19 protein-coding genes and 2 pseudogenes are annotated in these 18,592 nt (G+C 45.2%); 15 read left to right on the top strand and 6 right to left on the bottom strand.

Annotated features, from left to right (window positions below; genetic code table 11):
• Positions 1 to 192: 192 nt before the first annotated feature.
• Positions 193 to 1,110 carry a LysR family transcriptional regulator gene (locus AC5I6P_RS07670; RefSeq protein ID WP_495693162.1) on the top strand — a complete coding sequence of 306 codons (918 nt, stop codon included), beginning with the start codon at positions 193 to 195 and terminating at the stop codon, positions 1,108 to 1,110.
• A 21-nt stretch (positions 1,111 to 1,131) separates the two neighbouring features.
• Here AC5I6P_RS07670 and AC5I6P_RS07665 read toward each other — a convergent pair whose 3' ends face one another.
• On the bottom strand, positions 1,132 to 2,004 hold the full coding sequence (locus tag AC5I6P_RS07665; RefSeq protein ID WP_495693161.1) for a prohibitin family protein: 873 nt from the start codon (positions 2,002 to 2,004) through the stop codon (positions 1,132 to 1,134).
• 245 nt (positions 2,005 to 2,249) lie between these two features.
• Between AC5I6P_RS07665 and AC5I6P_RS07660 the strand changes: the two genes are divergently transcribed.
• Together AC5I6P_RS07660 and AC5I6P_RS07655 are read left to right on the top strand one after the other, a co-directional pair.
• Complete coding sequence (locus AC5I6P_RS07660; protein WP_495693160.1) at positions 2,250 to 3,602, top strand: selenium-binding family protein; 1,353 nt, start codon at positions 2,250 to 2,252, stop codon at positions 3,600 to 3,602.
• A gap of 2 nt (positions 3,603 to 3,604) precedes the next feature.
• Positions 3,605 to 3,931: a 2Fe-2S iron-sulfur cluster-binding protein gene (locus AC5I6P_RS07655; RefSeq protein ID WP_495693159.1), complete on the top strand. Its 327-nt coding sequence runs from the start codon at positions 3,605 to 3,607 to the stop codon at positions 3,929 to 3,931.
• A 146-nt stretch (positions 3,932 to 4,077) separates the two neighbouring features.
• On the opposite strand, the pseudogene AC5I6P_RS07650 reads toward AC5I6P_RS07655, so the two are convergent.
• Positions 4,078 to 4,930 (bottom strand): annotated as a pseudogene (locus AC5I6P_RS07650) (IS5 family transposase).
• A 374-nt stretch (positions 4,931 to 5,304) separates the two neighbouring features.
• Here AC5I6P_RS07650 and AC5I6P_RS07645 point away from each other — a divergent pair.
• The 12 genes from AC5I6P_RS07645 (at position 5,305) to AC5I6P_RS07590 (ending at position 15,181) form a co-directional block, all read left to right on the top strand.
• Positions 5,305 to 6,351 carry a sulfonate ABC transporter substrate-binding protein gene (locus AC5I6P_RS07645; protein WP_495693158.1) on the top strand — a complete coding sequence of 349 codons (1,047 nt, stop codon included), beginning with the start codon at positions 5,305 to 5,307 and terminating at the stop codon, positions 6,349 to 6,351.
• Positions 6,352 to 6,383: 32 nt separating this feature from the next.
• Complete coding sequence (gene ssuD, locus AC5I6P_RS07640; RefSeq protein ID WP_495693157.1) at positions 6,384 to 7,541, top strand: FMNH2-dependent alkanesulfonate monooxygenase; 1,158 nt, start codon at positions 6,384 to 6,386, stop codon at positions 7,539 to 7,541.
• A gap of 61 nt (positions 7,542 to 7,602) precedes the next feature.
• Positions 7,603 to 8,382 carry an aliphatic sulfonate ABC transporter permease SsuC gene (gene ssuC / locus AC5I6P_RS07635; RefSeq protein WP_495693156.1) on the top strand — a complete coding sequence of 260 codons (780 nt, stop codon included), beginning with the start codon at positions 7,603 to 7,605 and terminating at the stop codon, positions 8,380 to 8,382.
• Between the two features lie 56 nt (positions 8,383 to 8,438).
• The gene (locus AC5I6P_RS07630) at positions 8,439 to 9,215 is read left to right on the top strand and encodes an ATP-binding cassette domain-containing protein (protein ID WP_495693155.1); all 777 of its coding nucleotides are present in this window, start codon (positions 8,439 to 8,441) and stop codon (positions 9,213 to 9,215) included.
• A 248-nt stretch (positions 9,216 to 9,463) separates the two neighbouring features.
• Positions 9,464 to 9,778 carry a hypothetical protein gene (locus AC5I6P_RS07625; protein ID WP_495693154.1) on the top strand — a complete coding sequence of 105 codons (315 nt, stop codon included), beginning with the start codon at positions 9,464 to 9,466 and terminating at the stop codon, positions 9,776 to 9,778.
• A gap of 223 nt (positions 9,779 to 10,001) precedes the next feature.
• The gene (locus AC5I6P_RS07620) at positions 10,002 to 10,262 is read left to right on the top strand and encodes an NIL domain-containing protein (RefSeq protein WP_495693153.1); all 261 of its coding nucleotides are present in this window, start codon (positions 10,002 to 10,004) and stop codon (positions 10,260 to 10,262) included.
• Positions 10,263 to 10,571: 309 nt separating this feature from the next.
• A complete protein-coding gene (locus AC5I6P_RS07615) occupies positions 10,572 to 11,330 on the top strand; it encodes a phosphatase PAP2 family protein (protein WP_495693152.1) in 759 nt (252 codons plus the stop codon).
• A gap of 420 nt (positions 11,331 to 11,750) precedes the next feature.
• Entirely contained in the window at positions 11,751 to 12,515 is a 765-nt protein-coding gene (locus AC5I6P_RS07610) for a DUF1003 domain-containing protein (protein WP_495693151.1), read from the top strand.
• Positions 12,516 to 12,517: 2 nt separating this feature from the next.
• Positions 12,518 to 13,288, top strand: coding sequence for a cadmium resistance transporter (locus AC5I6P_RS07605; RefSeq protein WP_495693150.1), 771 nt, complete (start codon positions 12,518 to 12,520; stop codon positions 13,286 to 13,288).
• A gap of 12 nt (positions 13,289 to 13,300) precedes the next feature.
• Positions 13,301 to 13,924, top strand: a complete 624-nt coding sequence (locus tag AC5I6P_RS07600; protein ID WP_495693149.1) for a hypothetical protein — start codon at positions 13,301 to 13,303, stop codon at positions 13,922 to 13,924.
• 151 nt (positions 13,925 to 14,075) lie between these two features.
• A complete protein-coding gene (locus tag AC5I6P_RS07595; RefSeq protein WP_495693148.1) occupies positions 14,076 to 14,369 on the top strand; it encodes a helix-turn-helix domain-containing protein in 294 nt (97 codons plus the stop codon).
• A gap of 197 nt (positions 14,370 to 14,566) precedes the next feature.
• Positions 14,567 to 15,181 (top strand): hypothetical protein, encoded by a 615-nt coding sequence (locus AC5I6P_RS07590; protein ID WP_495693147.1) that lies wholly within the window; start codon positions 14,567 to 14,569, stop codon positions 15,179 to 15,181.
• Between the two features lie 142 nt (positions 15,182 to 15,323).
• Here the strand turns inward: AC5I6P_RS07590 and AC5I6P_RS07585 are convergent, their stop codons facing one another.
• The 4 genes and pseudogenes from AC5I6P_RS07585 to AC5I6P_RS07570 form a co-directional block, all read right to left on the bottom strand.
• The gene (locus AC5I6P_RS07585) at positions 15,324 to 15,587 is read right to left on the bottom strand and encodes a hypothetical protein (protein WP_495693146.1); all 264 of its coding nucleotides are present in this window, start codon (positions 15,585 to 15,587) and stop codon (positions 15,324 to 15,326) included.
• 435 nt (positions 15,588 to 16,022) lie between these two features.
• Complete coding sequence (locus AC5I6P_RS07580; RefSeq protein WP_495693145.1) at positions 16,023 to 16,424, bottom strand: RrF2 family transcriptional regulator; 402 nt, start codon at positions 16,422 to 16,424, stop codon at positions 16,023 to 16,025.
• A 336-nt stretch (positions 16,425 to 16,760) separates the two neighbouring features.
• Positions 16,761 to 17,189, bottom strand: a complete 429-nt coding sequence (locus AC5I6P_RS07575) for an RrF2 family transcriptional regulator (RefSeq protein WP_495693144.1) — start codon at positions 17,187 to 17,189, stop codon at positions 16,761 to 16,763.
• A gap of 553 nt (positions 17,190 to 17,742) precedes the next feature.
• Positions 17,743 to 18,463 (bottom strand): annotated as a pseudogene (locus AC5I6P_RS07570) (IS1 family transposase); the annotation flags it as partial.
• Between the last annotated feature and the right edge of the window lie 129 nt (positions 18,464 to 18,592).

Genomic DNA, 18,592 nt, shown 5'->3' with positions numbered 1-18,592 from the left:
ACCTGGCTATTGAACTTTCTTTAAATGCTCTTGGCACAGCAACTAGAGCTAGAGTAAGCCTCAAGCGGCGGGTATCACCTTCTATTGATTGCACACGAATTACTGAAAACCCCTAGACTCGCATCGCTTTTTAGGAGTTTAGAGCGATAGGTTTTCCCTAACAATCTTGACTAGAAAACTTTAAGAACTGAAATGACTCTGGAACAATTAAGAGTTTTTCTAGCCGTTGCAGAACACATGCATTTTACGAGAGCGGCTGAAGCACTTTACGTTACTCAGCCCGCTGTCAGTGCGGCAATTCAAAGCCTGGAAGAAGAATACAGCGTGAAATTATTCCATCGTGTCGGTCGTCGGGTTGAGATTGCCGAAGCGGGAAAGCTACTGCAAATGGAGGCACAGAAAATTCTCGATCAAGTAGCGTTGACCGAGCGAGGCCTGCGTGAACTGAACAATCTTCAACGTGGTGAATTGAGATTGGGATCAAGTCTGACAATTGGAAACTACTGGCTGCCAGAAAAAATTAGCCAATTCAAAATTGCCTATCCTGGAATCACTGTGAATTGTACGTTGGCGAATGCGAAGGAAATCTGTGAAGGGACAGCAACCGGATTTTTTGACCTCGGTTTAGTCACAGGAGATATCCAATCTTCGCTAAAGACGGCACTAGATCAAGAAGTGGTGGGAACGGAACGCTTTCAAATTGTGGTGGGTCGATCTCATCCTTGGTTTAGTCGCGCTAGGATTTGTGTTAGAGAGCTGACGAAAACGGCTTGGGTGATGCGAGAGCCAGGATCGGGAACGCAGCAAATTTTAGAGCAAACGCTTCAAGGTTGGGGCATCGATCGGAATCAACTAAATGTGATTTTGGTCTTTAGTACCAGTGAAATGGTGAAGGCTGTGGTTGAAAGTGGCGTGGGTGCTGCTGCGATTCCTGAATTGATGGTGCAAAAGGAGTTACAGCTTTCGACGCTACGGGCGATCGAGATTACCAATAGCCGCAAAGGGACGGGATCGATTTTAGAAATTGTGCAGCCCGTTTGGAAGCTGAAGCATCGAGAGCGATTTCAAACCCAACTCGCGATCGCATTTGAACAAATGCTAATGACGTGAATTTCCTTTGTTTCTGACCCTCTATTTCTGACTCTGTGTTAGCTTCTGCATCTTCATCAGTTGCTTGACGTCGATCACCTTTGTCCCGTTGTCGCCCATGATCAACGGTAAATTTCCATTCCATTTTTCGATCGCTTGCTTTTCTAATAACTCTGAGGTGAGATTTTCGCGCAGTAAGCGTTGTGCTTCCGCTTCTCCTTTCGCTAAATTAACCTTTGCTTCTGCTTCTTTAATAGCTTTTAGCGCCACAAATTCTGCTTGTTTCGCTTCTTGTTCCGCAATCTGTTTTGCTTCAACTGCATCACTAAATCGCTCTGAGAAATGAACATGCACCAGAGAAATATCATCGATAGCAATGTGATAGGCGGCAAGTCGCGTGTTTAGCGCCTGATCTACCCCTGCTTTGACTTCTCCTCTTCGAGTAATAATCTCTTCAGCCGTATATTGCGCGACGACGGCTTTCAGCCCTTCTTCAACTGCTGGATTAATGATTCGTTCGATGATGGCGGTTTCACTGCCAATCTGCTGAAAAATAATATTTGCTTCCTCTGGAATAATATGCCAATTCAGCGCAACATCGGTAAAAACATCTTGCAGATCTTTGGAGGACGCTTCCGCAGAAATCTTGTGGTTCTGCACGCGAACGCTCAATGTTTCGACCGTGTTGACGATCGGAATGATGACATGAATGCCTTCGCCTAAAATTTGCTCTTGCACCTCGCCAAACTGCATTAATATACCGCGTTGTCCCGCTTCGATAACCACAAAGAAAGTAGAGAGCAGCGCAAGCAATATGAGCAAAATCAAAATCCGAGTAAAAGCATAGACATCTTTTTTACTCGTCGCTTTGGTTGCTCTAAATTCAGGGACTTGTTTAGCAGAGTTTACAGTCATAGGCGATCGCACGATTTCTTCACGAATCGTAAGCTTGAGCGAGGTTCACGGCTTCTGAAGATTTTTCAAACTCCTTCAAAACGCATAAATCTACCGATTTACCGTAGTATACTCAATTTCAGGAGAGCTGAGTTAGTATTTAACATTACTTTCAGAGCGCTACTTCCAGCTTCTAAACCAGGAGCGCCAGTCTAATTAATACAAGTTCTAGGACATACTCTCTAGTACCCATTTAGGCACCTCTCATGGCACATACATGTTGTGGACCAGGTTACGCTTCCCCAGAGGCGGCGATCAAAGCAGAGCGGGAAAAGCTGTTGTATACGATCGCGCTCTATACCGGAACTAGCATCGAGGAACCCGACTATCTCGCTACGATCGATGTCGATTCAAACTCTCCCACTTACGGCCAAGTGATTCATCGCCTACCGATGCCCTACATTGGTGATGAACTCCACCACTTCGGCTGGAATGCCTGTAGTTCTTGTCATGAGGATGCGACTAAATCTCGCAGATTCTTAGTGATTCCCGCGATTCGGTCTAGCCGTATTTACATTGTTGACACTGCCGATGCTAAGGCTCCCAAAATTCATAAGGTGATTGAGCCAGAGGAAATCAAAGCAAAAACGAATCTTACTGCACCTCATACCGTTCATTGTCTTGCCAATAGTCAAATCATGATTTCGATGTTGGGAGATGGAGAAGGCAATGGTCCCGGTGGCTTTTTACTCCTCGATGACAACTTTGATATTGCTGGGCGGTGGGAACATCACGCCGATGCGATGAAGTTCAACTACGACTTCTGGTATCAACCGCGTCATAACGTCATGGTCAGTAGTGAATGGGGTGCGCCCAAAACGTTTTATCCAGGCTTTGATCTCAATGATGTTTCGGCAGATCACTATGGGCATCAACTCCACTTTTGGGATTGGCAGAAGCATGACATTATCCAAAGTATTGATTTAGGCGAGGAAGGGTTAATTCCGTTAGAAGTTCGGTTTCATCACAATCCTGACAGCACACATGGTTATGTTGGTGCTGCACTCAGCAGTAATATTTGGCATTGGAGCAAAGAAAACGGACAGTGGGCGGTGAGTAAAGTTGTCGATGTGCCGCCTGTAGAGCTTGAAGGATGGGCATTTCCGGTGCCATCATTGATTACAGATCTTTTAATTTCACTTGACGATCGCTATCTCTATTTTTCCAACTGGCTCCACGGCGACATTCGCCAATACGACATTCGTGATCCGGCTCAGCCAAAACTTACAGGGCAAGTGTGGTGCGGTGGCCTACTAGGCAAGAGTGTTGCAGTGAAAGGTCGTAAACTCGTCGGAGGTCCGCAGATGCTGCAACTGAGTTTAGATGGCAAGCGGCTTTACGTGACGAGTTCCCTCTTTAGTACGTGGGATAATCAATTCTATCCAGAAATGAGCAAAACGGGTTCGTACCTGCTGCAAATCGATTGTGACACTGAGAACGGCGGACTCTCGATCAATGAAGATTTTTACATTGATTTTGGCAAAGAACCGAAGGGTCCGGCTCGTGCCCACGAGATGCGTTATCCGGGCGGAGACACTACTTCGGATATCTGGATTTAATCGTGAAAACGCATCGGATTGAATTAGTCAACCGGAACAACATCACGATCGATGTCGCTGAAAACCAAACCATTTTAGACGCGATCGAGCAAGCCGGATTATGCTTACCCGTCGGCTGCCGCTATGGTGTTTGCATCACTTGCGCTGCTAAGTTAGTTCAAGGCACAGTAGACCAGACTGAAGCCCGTTGTCTAAAGCCAGAGCAAATTGCAGCGGGCTATGTTTTGCTATGCATTGCGTATGCAAAGTCGGATTCTAAATTTGAAGTGGGTGCCGAGTGCCAAGAAGCTCTTTACCCGAATCCCTTTAGGGGGATCAGCAAAGATTGATTCCTCGTCACTGCGGCTTAGAAGGATTGGCTGTTAGATACTTGAGGTTTTTGTTTACGTTAACCAACGTAAACCGAAAATTTTAATGCCACTTTAACATTTATCAATTAGAACCTCGTACCAAAATACTAGACTTCTTGCAAAAGTCACGAATCTAGGTCTGAAGTAGATGTGTGAAGCATGGCTAATTCATAATTGTACAAATCTGCAATCAAGTTGAACCGTAAACCAAACCGCTTACGACGGTTGCGGTAGCGCTCTGCCACAATGCGCCAGATCTTCAAGCGGCGGTTCACATGTTCGGCAATCACGCGCCGTCGTGCTAAATCACGGTTGTAGTGTCGATCCGGTTTGTCCAACGCTGCCTTTCTCGATTTTTTCTTAGGGGTCTGGCTGTTGGAATGCAGGTTGAGGATGCCTTGGTAGCCCTTGTCAGCCAGCAGTTGAATCTTGGAACTCACGGGAAGACGGCTCTGCTTGAAGAGGCGAAAATCGTGCACTCGACCTTTGGCAAAAGCCGTACAAATAATCCTTCCGGTTGACTGGTCGACCACGACTTGCGACTTGAGCGTATGGCGTTTCTTTTTACCGGAGTAGAATTGTCGCCCTTTTTTTAGGGCGTTCCACCGGAGTCTCGGTTACATCGACCACGAGTACCTCAAGTTCATGCTCGCTAGCGTACAGCTTTTTCTGACCAGGCAAGGCGAAGCGCCCTGACCCAATTAGGGTCTCTTCCACAGACCGGATAGTTCGGTAGGCAGTAGATTCATCTACCCCCCACGATTGAGCAATATGAAAATACGTGCGCTACTCTCGCCAATACTGCAACGTCATCAGTAATGGATTCGGGATGCTCAACTTTGACGGTCTACCTGGCTTACGCTTCTGTCGAGCTTTTGCTTCCAGCACGGCTACCATTTCGGCAAACGTCTCCGGACGCACTCCGCATAGCCGTTTGAACGCTTCTGGTCTGAAATCTTGAACTTGCTCGTAGGTCATCGACTTTCCCTCCTTAACCTACTTCTACTCAGTTCTCAGACTTTTGCAAGAAGTCTACTGAAATTGACAAGTCTGCCACAGACGCTGATCTTGTCGCTTCACCTTTAGATTGTCATCAAAAATCTACGGTTCGTCTATAGAGATGTCGTATTTTTTCTGAAAACTCTTGAATTGCTGGATCAGCTATGGCATACTCCTAACTTAGCGAAATAAATACTGTATCTTGATCGGTTAACCGTAGATTACGAAGCACTTGTTTTACGGTGTGCGATCGCTACCCTGTATTTCTCGTCACAATTCATGTCTAAAAAATTGGCTCAGGCAGTAAAGGTTGTCTGCTGTTTCAATTGCTATTGCAGGAGTAAGTTGTATTAATGATGTCTAGAAAGCTTCCGAACCCGTCTCTCACCCGATCTTCGACTGGATTGCTCGCGATCGGATTGGGATTGAGTGTTGCGATCGCGTCTTGCACACCAAGCAATTCAACAAATCAACTGACCTCGAATCTGCCTAATTCCTCCCCTGCAAGCAGTACGAATGCTGGTCAGAATAACGAAGGACAGTTGGTTCGGATTGGCTATCAGAAGTTTGGAACACTCAATATCCTCAAAGCACGCGGCAACCTAGATCAACAGTTAAAAAAACAAGGTATCTCAGTTCAGTGGATTCAATTTCCAGCAGGACCGCAACTTTTAGAAGCTTTGAACACAGGCAGTATTGATTTTGGACACACGGGGGAAGCACCCCCCGTCTTTGCCCAAGCGGCAAACGCACCCTTGCTTTATATTGCAAGCCAAACCCCAAACCCCAAGGCTGAAGCCATCCTAGTTCGCAAAGATTCTGCCCTTCAATCGGTAGCCGATCTCAAAGGAAAGACCATCGCACTCAACAAAGGCTCGAATGTCCATTTTCTGTTAGTGAAAGCTCTGGCAGACGCAGGTGTGAAATACGAAGATGTCATGCTAAAGTTCTTGCCGCCTGCGGATGCAAGAGCCGCTTTCGAGCAGGGCCGTGTGGATGCTTGGGTGATCTGGGATCCATTTTTTAGCGCCGCGAAGCGAGCGACTGAGGCGCGGGTTCTTAGAGACGGAGAAGGACTTGTTGCCAATCGAGAGTTTTATTTAGCGGCAAAGCCGTTTAATGACAAATATCCTGAGCGAATCAAGACTGTACTTGAAGAAATCAAGAAAGCGGATGTCTGGGCAAAGGAGAACGTCACTGATGCTGCAAAACTTCTCTCGCCGGAACTGGGAATTGATGTGGCAACGCTAGAAGAAGTGCTGCAACGTCGTCCTTCTGGAGTCCAGTCGATCAGTCCAGATATTGTGAAATATCAACAAGACATTGCTAATACGTTTCTCAAATTAAAGCTGCTGCCAAAAGCGATCGACGTAAAAGAAGTGGCTCAAACAACACCATAGAAATCTGAAGAAAACCAGCAAAGAGACAATTCATGCAACTACTTTGGTTTATTCCAACTCACGGAGACGGACACTATCTCGCAAGCGCGATCGGGGGCAGAGCGACGACGTTTCCTTACCTCAAGCAAATTGCTCAAGCAGCCGATGAATTAGGGTTTGCAGGCGCTTTGCTGCCGACAGGTCGTTCCTGTGAAGATGCTTGGGTGCTGGCATCGGCATTAGCCGCTGTAACGCGACAGATGCGATTTTTGGTGGCAATTCGTCCGGGGCTGATGTCGCCGGGGGTAGCTGCAAGAATGGCGGCAACCTTCGATCGAATTTCTGAAGGACGGTTGCTGATCAATGTTGTTACAGGCGGCGATCCCGTCGAACTCGCCGGAGATGGCGTGCATTTAAGCCATGACGATCGCTACCGTTTAACCGATGAATTTCTAACCGTGTGGCGCAAAATCGCCTCCGGAGAAAGTGCAAATTTTCAGGGCGATTATCTTGATGTTCGCGATGGCAAACTACTGTTTCCACCCGTGCAGAACCCCTACCCGCCTTTGTGGTTTGGCGGATCGTCTCCCATTGCTCAAGAGATTGCTGCAAAGCATGTGGATGTCTATCTGACGTGGGGTGAACCACCGGAGCGAGTCGCAGAAAAAATTGCTTCAGTTCGCCAGTTAGCAGAGGCAGAAGGGCGAACCTTACGGTTTGGCATTCGGCTACATGTGATTGTGCGAGAAACCGAAGATGAGGCTTGGGCGGCGGCAAATCGGTTAATTCGCTATGTCGATGAAAGCGCGATCGCAACTGCCCAAAAAGTTTATGCTCGAATGGATTCAGAAGGTCAACGCCGAATGACTCAGCTACATGACGGTAGCCGTGAAGCGTTAGAAATTAGTCCAAACTTGTGGGCTGGTGTAGGTTTGGTACGAGGGGGCGCAGGCACAGCGTTAGTCGGTGATCCCGATACTGTTGCTGCTCGTATGTTGGAATATGTTGACTTAGGGATTGAAACTTTTATTCTCTCTGGCTATCCCCATTTAGAAGAAGCGTATCGTGTAGCTGAACTGCTTTTTCCTCGATTGCCATTGGAGAATTTGCCCAAGCGTGAAGAGCAGCACGTCATTAGTCCGTTTGGGGAAATCGTCGCAAATGAGAAATTTTCATTGCAATCTAGAAAAGCTGCTGCCACAGTAGATTGACCCAAAGATTGTCCCAAATCTAGACTGACCCAAAACTTTATCCCTTAAAAAGGGCTACTATATGAAAAAACGATTCAACAAACGACTTGATCAACTCATCCCTTGGGGCGTTCCCATTCTGCTGATTGTGATTTGGCAGTTATTGGCACAGGTTGGCTGGCTTTCAACTCGTATCTTGCCTGCACCGACTGCCGTTTTGCTGGCCGGAATTCGTTTAGCAAGTACTGGGGAACTGTGGCAGCATCTTAGCGTGAGCGCAAGCCGTGCCGTGACTGGCTTCCTAATTGGTGGCGGAATTGGGTTCACACTAGGCATCATCAATGGCGTTTCTAATGTATCTGAAAAACTGTTAGATACCTCATTGCAGATGTTACGAAATGTTCCTCATCTCGCCATGATTCCCTTAGTGATTTTATGGTTTGGAATCGGTGAAGAAGCAAAGTTATTTCTAGTTTCGCTTGGGGTTTTATTTCCGGTTTATCTCAACACCTTCCATGGCGTTCGCACTGTTGATCCTGGGCTGTTGGAAATGGGTAAAGTCTATGGATTAAAGCCCTGGGAATTATTTCTGCAAGTTATTCTTCCCAATGCATTACCTTCTATTTTGATTGGGGTAAGGTTTTCACTAGGAATTACTTGGTTAACCCTGATTGTTGCAGAAACGATCGCAGCCGATTCAGGCATTGGCTACCTAGCGATGAATGCTCGCGAATTTATGCAAACCGATGTGGTCGTCTTTAGCATTCTCATCTATGCCTTACTTGGCAAACTTGCAGATTCAATGGCGAAGTTTTTTGAAGCGAGATTGTTAGCGTGGCATCCCAGTTACCAGTTAACTTAGATGACACTTTGAATTGCACACATTCCATTACAGGGGTTAACAAGGGGTTTTGTCCGATGACATCAATTAATGGAGCCGATTTAAAGGTTCTAAACCTCACCAAGCGATTTGGCGATCAGCAGGTGTTGCGGGAAGTCGATTTAGAAGTGATGCCAGGAGAGTTTATTGCGATCGTTGGACGCAGTGGTTGTGGAAAAAGCACGCTACTGCGCCTCGTTGCGGGCTTAGACCGTCCTTCAGAGGGTAGAGTGCTGGTGAATGGAACTCCCGTGCGACGTGTCGATCCATCAGCACGAATGATGTTCCAAGATGCGCGGCTTCTGATGTGGAAACGAGTGCTAGAAAATGTTGGATTAGGCTTACGAAATAACTGGCGAAGTAAAGCGAAATGGGCGCTTCAGCAAGTTGGACTAGCAGATCGAGCAAAGGAGTATCCCGCTGTGCTTTCTGGCGGGCAGCGTCAACGGGTGGCACTTGCTAGAGCGTTGGTCAGTGAACCTCGTCTGTTACTGCTAGATGAGCCGCTGGGTGCATTGGATGCTCTAACGCGAATTGAAATGCAGCAGTTAATCGAACAGCTTTGGCAGGAGCAGCAATTTACCGCCTTGCTGGTGACTCATGATGTCGAGGAAGCAGTGACCTTAGCCGATCGCGTCATCCTGATTGAATCCGGTCAAATCGTGATGAATATACCGATTGTGCTTTCCCGTCCGCGCCACCGCGGAGATGCTGCATTTGCCGCGATCGCTGATCACATTCTCAAACGGATTCTTAATAAAGCAGATGTTGATCAAGACCATACAGAAAGCAGTCAAGAACTTGTGCTTCATTAACTCGCTTCAGACTAGCGTGATGGATTTTTATCAGCAGGATCTAAAGTGTCGGTTCAGGCGCGTTGAACTATTTTTGTTCTCCACTTGCCAGTAGCAAATGGGTTAACTCCTGACCCATTTGCTACTTCTCTCTTCTGCCAATCTGATTCATCACCGAAATTGTGTAACGCAATACTTCTAAAAAGGCTATGCCATGATTGGAAATTTAGAGCGAGAACTTGACATTTCTCTAACATCCGAAGATCACTATGTTTACCCGCAAAGAGTTTACCCACAAAGAGCGAAAGCTCAACTTACTCAGATTGCTCAGACAACTGACTTTACCGCGATGGCTGGCAACGTTTGCACTTATTCTTTACGTTGGCTTTCTAGGAAGCTGCGATCGCTCCAATCTAAAAGTGGTTCGGCTAGATACCATTTGGATTGACTATGCGTACTACAGTCCTGTAAGCCTTGCTTTAAAAGGAAAACACTGGCTGGAGGAGAAATTAACTGAAAACGTTAAATGCGGGAAGAACGGCAACGGATTGTGCAAAATCCGAATAAGTGAATCAAATAAGTGAAAGCAAATTCTAGTAAAAGAAGCTATTTTGTCGAGCACATTAGAGAGCTGCTGCAAGCTGTTGAAACCAAATTAGACATTCATCTCTAAACAATGCTGAGAGTATGTGACGGAACGACTTACTTTCACGAACTAAACCGCGATCGCGGTTTAGGTGAACACAATTTTAATTAGCTACAAGACCGAATCTAATGCTCGTTTCAAATGCTTCTAGATCTTGCAATATGACCCATGTTCGTGTTCATATCAGCATTCCCCATCAGTATCAGCAAGAACCGATTATTTCTCGCCTGATTTCTGAGCATAGTCTAGTGGTTAATATTACTGGCGCGATCGTAGGAACTAATCTTCATGAGAAAGGGCTGTTCGACCTAGAGCTGAATGGAACTCCTGAGAAAATTTGCAGCGGTTTGTTATACCTACAAACCTTAGGCATCAAACTGATTGGAAAACCAAATGCTGAAGGAGATAGCTGGCACTACTAATTTCAGGCGATGCGGGAGTAGTGAGAGAAAAATTCGATAGCATAACGATTCGATAGCATAACTACCCTGTCACATCTAAAGAGATCAGATTCCAGCAACATCCGAAGTCTACGCTTCTGCAGAATCTCGATGTTGAATCGATCGCAGATCTAAGAGCAAAACCTCCATGTACAATGCCAAATTAAATGAAATCGAGACAACATCCGTGTCATCAAGCCAGCTTGCCCGCTGCTCGCTTGATGAATCCAATCAGCATGATAAGATGTGGGCGAAGTTCTGCCGGTCTTCCATACTTTCAGTTTTCTGAGAATGCGCGACTCTAATTTCTGGAAGCGTCCAACCTCCTTTCTTAGCTTCCTCCAACAGTTTTTGATTGCCCGTTGGCGATCGCTACTTCTGCTTCTAATGGGTGTCTGTTTGCCATTACTCGTCTTTGAGCAGCTTGCGATCGTGATTTGGCAAAACCAAATTAGCTTTCCTTGGGATATTCCTATCCTATTCGCTGTTCATTCTGCTGCAACACCTCAACTCGATGTATTTGCAAAAATATTTACTAAACTGGGTGTATTTTGGGGAGTGACTCCGGTTGCAACAATCGTTGGCATCAGCTTGTTGAAGTTGAAGCGATGGCGATCGCTCACGTACTTATTAACGACACTGTTGGGCAGTGTTATCATCAACCGCACAGCAAAAGAATTTATGCATCGTGTGCGTCCGCATCTATGGAACTCGCTCAAGTCCGAATTTGATTATAGCTTTCCCAGCGGTCATGCGATGTCGAGCATGAGCCTGATTGCTGCATTGGTAGTTTTGACATGGGGAACAGCTTGGTGCGGATGGGTGCTAGGCATTGGTGGATTGTTTGTCATAACGATCGGCTGGACTCGGCTTTATCTCGGCGTTCATTTTCCTAGTGATATTTTGGCAGGATGGTTAGTGTCACTCGCTTGGGCGATCGGGGTCAGCCTAATTATTCGACCGCATTTGGTCAAGCCAACTTCAATGGATGAGAAAACCAGCGAAACAGCATTGACCGTTGATGAGGTGGAAGAAGCCCAGGCAAAGTAGATTAACGACAAAGATTAAAGATAATCTACGTTTGATAAGTAGAGATGCAATTAAGGTATCTCTACTATTTTTTTGTCTTTCCTCAGCAAATTGGTTCACCGTTCTTGGCTTAATCACTTCTACTTATCGTTTTAAGAAAAAAGAACGTTTGCTTCTATAAATCTATCCGCTTAAAGTAAAGCCATGTTCAGTCAAGCAAGTCAATTAGATGAAAGCGTAGAGTGAAAAAGCGTGTAACACTCGATGAAGTTTAAGCGCAACGCTTGAGAAATGCCAATTTTAGTAATCTAAGCGTTCATCTAAAAATTGACTTTTGAAAGTTTCTAACTGAGATTGTCATAGATTGTTCAAAGCTAATTTCGAACAAAAGCAACGTTCCTGCAATCGGTCAATTGAACTCTAATTTCAACGAGGTACTCCATGAATTCAACGAAGCAGAAAACACAATGTCAAACACCATCCATCTGTGAGAATCAGTTGAACTTAGAGCAATCTGATCAAAAAAATGAATCATTTGGACAGCGCCTTGCTGATGCAATGGCAGCTAGAGTTGGCTCCTGGGCATTCATCGGTGCTCAAAGCGTGGTTCTCGCAGGATGGATTGGCGCAAACAGCTTGCCTGGAGTTCCTCACTGGGACGAGTCACCCTTCATTCTGCTCAATTTAGTATTTTCCTTTGCCTCAGCTTACACCGCTCCTGTTGTGTTGATGAGTCAGAATCGTCAATCGGACGAAGATCGCAAAAGTGCTGCAATTAACCACAAGATCAACCTAAAAGCTGACCAGAGCATCGAGTTGCTACATCAAAAAATGGATGACTTGCAATTAGCGCTTCGGTCAACTTCGCAGGAATCGCGCCAAATTTCAGAACTGATGGATGTGTTAAAGCAACAACAGGCCGCTCATGCAGCACCAATGGTTCATGTTCCGTCGCGAAGCTACCTCACAAGCGAAGCAAACCTAAGCGTTGAACCCACAGAATCGCTGAGAGATGATCGTAAGCCTAAAGAGCCTTCGGTGATGCTTGTTCCATCTGTTCTTAATTCTCAGTATTTAACAGAGATCAGTTCCTTAGCAGATTCTCACTTGCAAACAAAACACAAGTTCTCTATTGCAATGAGCGATGAACAAAGCACTAACTCTGTTCAGGTTAATGAAACTCGCACAGAACAGCAAGGTGAATAGCAATGAATGAGCTCATCACAGCAATTCCTACAGGAATCACTGCTTTCATTGCAACTAACTTAGATGACATTGTGATTCTGCTCCTGTTCTTTTCTCAGATTAATGCAGTATTCCGCCGCCGCCACATTATCATAGGTCAATATCTCGGATTTGCGACGCTAGTGTTAGCTAGTCTTCCAGGCTTCTTTGGTGGTTTAGTGTTTCCACGCGATTGGGTAGGCATGTTAGGAATTCTTCCGATCGCGATTGGAATGAGTCGGCTGCTAACTCCGAATACGGATGAACCTGAAAACGAGTCTGAAACAGCACAAGCTGAAAATTCTACCTTAGCTATGCTGTTCTCCCCCCAAAGTTACAGTGTCGCTGCCGTAACGTTTGCCAATGGTGGCGATAATGTCGGAATTTATGTTCCCTTGTTTGCTAACTGCACTTGGGACAGTCTACTTGTGATTTTGGGAGTGTTTTTCTCGATGGTGAGCCTTTGGTGTTATGCCGCGTATCAACTGATTCGGGTGCCTGCGATCGCAGATACACTCGCCCGCTATGGCAATCATCTTGTTCCCTTCGTCCTAATCGGATTGGGTGTTCTGATTCTAATCGACAGCCATACGCTAGAAAATCGGGGTTTAGCGGCTCTAACGCTAGTGATTGTAGGGCTGTGGTTTTTGAAATTAGTCAGAACCCTAGGCTCTGGTGCAGTTGTCATGCTACAAGTCGAAAAAATTAGCACCCTTCGCAGATCTTTCTTGTCATTCCTCTTTCTTCATTCCTAAAAGGAGACGCTCATGAGATTCCTCAAGTTTGTTGTAGTTGCTTTAGTGATGTTGGTAAACTTTGCGATCGCTTCTCCTTCATGGGCAGGTAAAGATTTCACTAAAGGTGCAGACTACGCTGAAGTAACACAGTCGATCAATCAACTCTTGCAGTCAAAGAACACGTCTGAACAACTCGGTTACACGCAAGAAGAATTGCAACAGAGATTAGCAGAGCTACAGCTTCAGCAACACATCATGCAAACGGCGACAAAGCGAGCGCAATGCCGCAATGAAACTGGACACACGCTTGCCGTTTATGCCAATCTGCCCAAAAAATCTCCGACTTCTCTTTACTTTCTTGGATCGGGAAAAATTACAGACGATGATTGGGATTGTGATGGCGTCTACTTGCCCAGCGGAACAAGCGTAGCGATCTCTCCCAATCAATCTGAACAAACGCTCACAGCCCCTTCTGCCCTTAAGATTGTTGACGGCACGCACTTGGTGACCCGAGCCAATCCGCAGACAGGTGCGATCGAATTCAATACCTTTCCTGCCAAGACGTTTCAAGCAGGACAAGTCAATTGGGCAATTCCAAACTGGTCTCAAACAGAGATTGATGCAAAACCGCTCAGCAAGGAAATCTTGGACTAAAAGTGTTTTAACGCCGAACGTAGCCGTTGTAGATCGCTGTGAAGATTGCCCTCACTCTAAATCCTTCTGAAACGTGGCAGAAGAATTTAGCTGAGGGAAAGCCAAATTTATAGCTTTCCCTCAGCCGTGTTGCCCATCTCAGCAAGCTATTATGTCTCGTCATCGCCTTCAAATCATCCCCCATTTAGATTACGCAGAATTAACTCGGCGCTATGAAATGTGCCGAAGTTTAAAAACTAAGAGCTATTGGTTAGCTATCAAGCTTTTAAGTTATTCAGAAGAAACAATGACGGTTGAGCAAGTTGCTGAAGCTGTAGGATTCTCAGCAGATTGGGTTCGTAAATTAGCTCATCGCTATAATCGATTGGGACCTGTATCTCTTACAGATAGCTATCAGCGCCAGAACCGAAAAAACCGTCGTTCTCACTCTTCAAGTTCTGGTTAAAATAGCCTCTAATTCTATAGCTAAAATGTTCAATTAGCTGAGGTTATTATTTCAAAAAAAAAGAACATTTGATTCTATGAATATCGTTGGTTACAGTGAAGCTGTGCTGGTTAGAAGTACAAATTAGCTCGCTCAACACAGTTTTTTTGCTTTCTGTACTTTGGCTCAAGTGTCTTTCAATTTACGAGGTGCCCAATATGAAACTTTTGAAAATCACGCTGGTAATCGTGGTGTTTCTAGTTAATCTCACAATCGCTTCTCCTTCTTGGGCGGATCGCCCTAAAGTCAGCAAAAATGCAGACTACGTTCAAGTGACAAAAACGCTCGATCGCTTACTTCAAGAACGAGAATCGGACGGTTCTACACCCGCCTTGAAGCAACAAATTGATGAATTACAACTTCAGAAAGCTGCGATCGCGTCAGGAGTTACGTGGGGACAGTGCCGCAATGAAACAGGAAACACGTTAGCGATCTATGGTCCCGCTTCAGAAGAATCGAAGTTTACAAACGGGACACTTTACTTCTTGGCCGATGGACAAACCACACCCGACAACTGGGATTGCGCTGGAGTCTATCTACCCAGTGGAATCAAAGCAGCAGGAATTGATTCTACCACTGCCTCCGTGTTCAAAATTATGGATGGCACTCAGCTTATAGCGAAACGTAATTCTGATACAGGAGAAATTGTCTTTAATGTTCCACCATTGAAAGATTTCAAAGAAGGTGAAACTACCTCAATCCCCAGTATCTCGCAAACATTTATCAACTCACGCATTCCTAGTACTCTGTCTGCCGAAGAGCTAGACGATTAAAGCGGGTCATAAGTTTAATACAGCTAGTAGTCAGAAGAGATTTTGATTGCTGGCTCTTAATTTTTTAACTATCCTAAAAGCTCAATCTATGGCAACTCTAAATTAGTTGTGAGCAGAATTCTAGCCCCACATATATCAGCCCTTACATGGATCCTTGAACCGAATTAAACAATTTAGCAAACGCTGTAACAAGCTTTTTAGAAATCCAGTGAATCTGTAGAAACATCAGACAAACCACCGTCAAAAACATGATTCCCAGGATAGGCAAAAGCGCTTTCGTATGCCACCATCGGCGCTTGCCCCAAGCAATTCCAAACTGCAAAAGCGTTCTGCTTTGGAACTTGGTAGCGTCTGAGCGATCGAGTTCAAGTGCAATTGGCTTTGCTAAACTCCCAAAGATCATCATTTCAATTTCTCCAATCAAGACTATCCGGCTTCAATCTACGGTAAATTTATCGGTTTATTGTAGATTCATTCAGGATGTCACAATTCAAGTTAAAGAACAAGCAAAATTTGTACTTGTTCTTTAACTTGAACTATGCGATACTAACAAACCGGCTTAAAATACCAAACACCGCTAGGCTTACCGTAGACTAGAACAATTTGAGTTTATAAATAGCAGCTTTTAGCTCTATGTTTATCTGCATTCAGTAGCAAAGTAGAGAGAATTAACGCAGACGCATAAAGCGTTGAGGCTGCATTATTCTTTTCTGACTCGTTACGCTAATGGTTGGTAAGCCGTGGCATTAAGAATAGTGTGTCGCTTGTATTAAAGCTTGTTTTATTAACAGCGTTTTTAGCTCAGTTAGGTCAGGATTAACCCTAACGAACATAAGAGCCGCTAAATGTAATACATAACCGCGGGCTGTCGTCGATTGTTACGCTTGTCTAATAAGTCTTGTAGCGTATATTGCTCTAACACTGCATTGCTCGCTTGCTTTGCCTCTTGCCAAATCTTTAAGACTTCAAAACTTGTGACAGTTTTGAGGGTAACGCCATTCTCCAGGTCTAGAACATCTTCTCCCTGCATACAGCTTACGATGCCCAACAAGGTTACATGCCTAGGCTCTCTAGCCAGTAAATAGCCTCCGTTCTTGCCCCGCTCACTAACAATTAACCCAGAGCGCCTAAGTGCCGCTAATACCTGCTCTAGGTAGCGCTCAGGAATGTTTTGCAAAGCCGCAATCTGTCGAATATGGAGAGGAGCCTCGCCACTGTTGTAGTTAGATGCTAGCTCTAACATCGCTAAAAGCGCGTATTCACTTCTACATGATAGTTCCAGAAACATGGTGAAGCTGAAGAGATAGTGGATTCAAGCTACTTCAAACCTGCATTCTGTCGAGGACTGAATTTGATCTCACAGTCAGAAATTCTCAGAATTCTTCTCTAGAGTAAATACCTTTTTCAATAAATTCAAATATCTTTCTTTTTCAAAACAATCACTAAAATTTATCATAAAACTGGTATCAATCCCAGATTAAACGAATCTACTTTCAGTCCGCGATCGCGGCCTTCTGCCGCGTTAGATAATTTAGTGCAAGGACCGAGATTCGAAGCAAAATTAAGAGAAGTGCATTGATTAGATGTAGTACATCGGATCGGTTTGCCCAAGCAGGTCACGTCGTTGGCACAAGTCTTGAAGCGTATAGCGGCTCAGAACCTCTTGTGCAGATTGAGTTGCTTGTTGCCAAGCTTCGTAGACTAAATCTTTTTCAATCGTGGCAGTTTGAGAAGATTCTGGTTCTCTCGCCTGCTCTCCTTCTAGAATCATTAAGATTTCCAATATTGTAATCTGCCGCGGTTCACGAGCCAGGACATAGCCTCCCTTCGCTCCTCGCTGGCTCTGAACAATTCCCTCGCGCCGTAAACTGGTGAAAATTTGTTCTAAATACCGTTCTGGAATCGGTTGTTTTGCCGTAATCTCACTGATCTTGAGTGGATTTTTTGCAGATGCATGAGTCGCGAGTTCCATCAACGCTAGCAGGGCATATTGCATTCTTGAAGACATTTCCACGGGATTGCTATAGAAGTAAAGATTTTGGCTGAAATTGAATATACTACGGTTAACCGATAAGATTTTGGTAGATTAATACAATCCTAGAGTTTAAACCGCTTTAGGCTAGGGCAATATTGAGACTTTTCATAGATTCAGATCAACACGTTATTCCCAATTCTACATGATAAGTACGGTAACTTGATCGAGTTAACGTACTTATTGCGGATAGTAGATAATTTGATTGTGAAAAAGCAAAACACGTTAGCCAGACGCTACTCACCCGGTTCTGTTGCAAATTTTTTGAAGTGACAAACAAAGTGTGCTAATTGTTTTGTCTTAAGCACTCACTCCAAAGATTGCTTCAATGAATCTTGCTTGAGCCACACTGTCCCCTGGTATGTTGAGATTGTGGTAGACCGATGTCCTCAAGGTTGCATAAAACCGTAGAAAAGCTTGGGTCACCACACCTTCTCGAAGTGCTGGGTAATGTCCTAGAGGTGTTGTTTGCGCTTAAATGGATAGTCCAAACGCAACTCGTTGCCTTCGGCTCACGCGAAGCGTGCATGATGAATAGCCCGATGACTACATCATGCAACCACTCGGATCTAGAAAAACAAATGGTTTTGCGAGCTAATCGCTTAATTCGAGTTCGCAACGTTAAATGTTTGCGCTCAATCGTCTGAGTATTCACCTTGCCCACGGTATGAAACACGGGTTCGACATGGCGCTCATAGGCTCCCCAGCCATCGGTGTAAAACTGGGTAATCCCGAAAGGTTCAAGTAGCGCTTTCAGTTCGAGAAAGGCTGCATCTTTGTGTTCTGCCAACACATACGCCAACACTGCTCCCGTCGTGTGGTCAATCGCGTGCCAGAGCCACCGTTGTTGTCGCTTGGAACCCACAAAGCTCCACATTTCATCTAGTTCTGCTTCCGTATCTTCCCACTGACAAAGATTTACGATGGTTTGAGTTGGCTCTAGTTGGGCAAGACGCGCTTCATTCACCGCTTTCAGTTTTGGGCTTTTTTTTGAGCTGTTCAATTACGGTCGTCGGACTGATTCTCAGCACACGGGCGGTGTCTCGGATGCCACTGCCATTGGTTGCCATGTCTGCGATCTGCTGCTTCACTTCGGGTAGATAGCCTCGATACGCATACTGCCGGATGAAGGTGCGTCGAGAACAATTCAGATTCCGACACTTGTAGCGTTGTTTGCCTTCTTCCAACTGACCATGCTTGACCACATCTTCACTGCCACAGCTAGGACAAAGAATGGGTTCGACAACCATGAGAGAGATCCTGGTTTGAAAACGTCTCTTCCATTATTCCTTATTCCACAGGTCTAGAACACGACCAAGACGTGGCAGGGCTGTTTCATTGTAGAAGAGGAAATATGCGCTGGAGTTGATTCGCCAACT

The organism is Myxacorys sp., from assembly GCF_059501405.1.
This window is presented reverse-complemented; position numbering and strand designations above follow the sequence as displayed.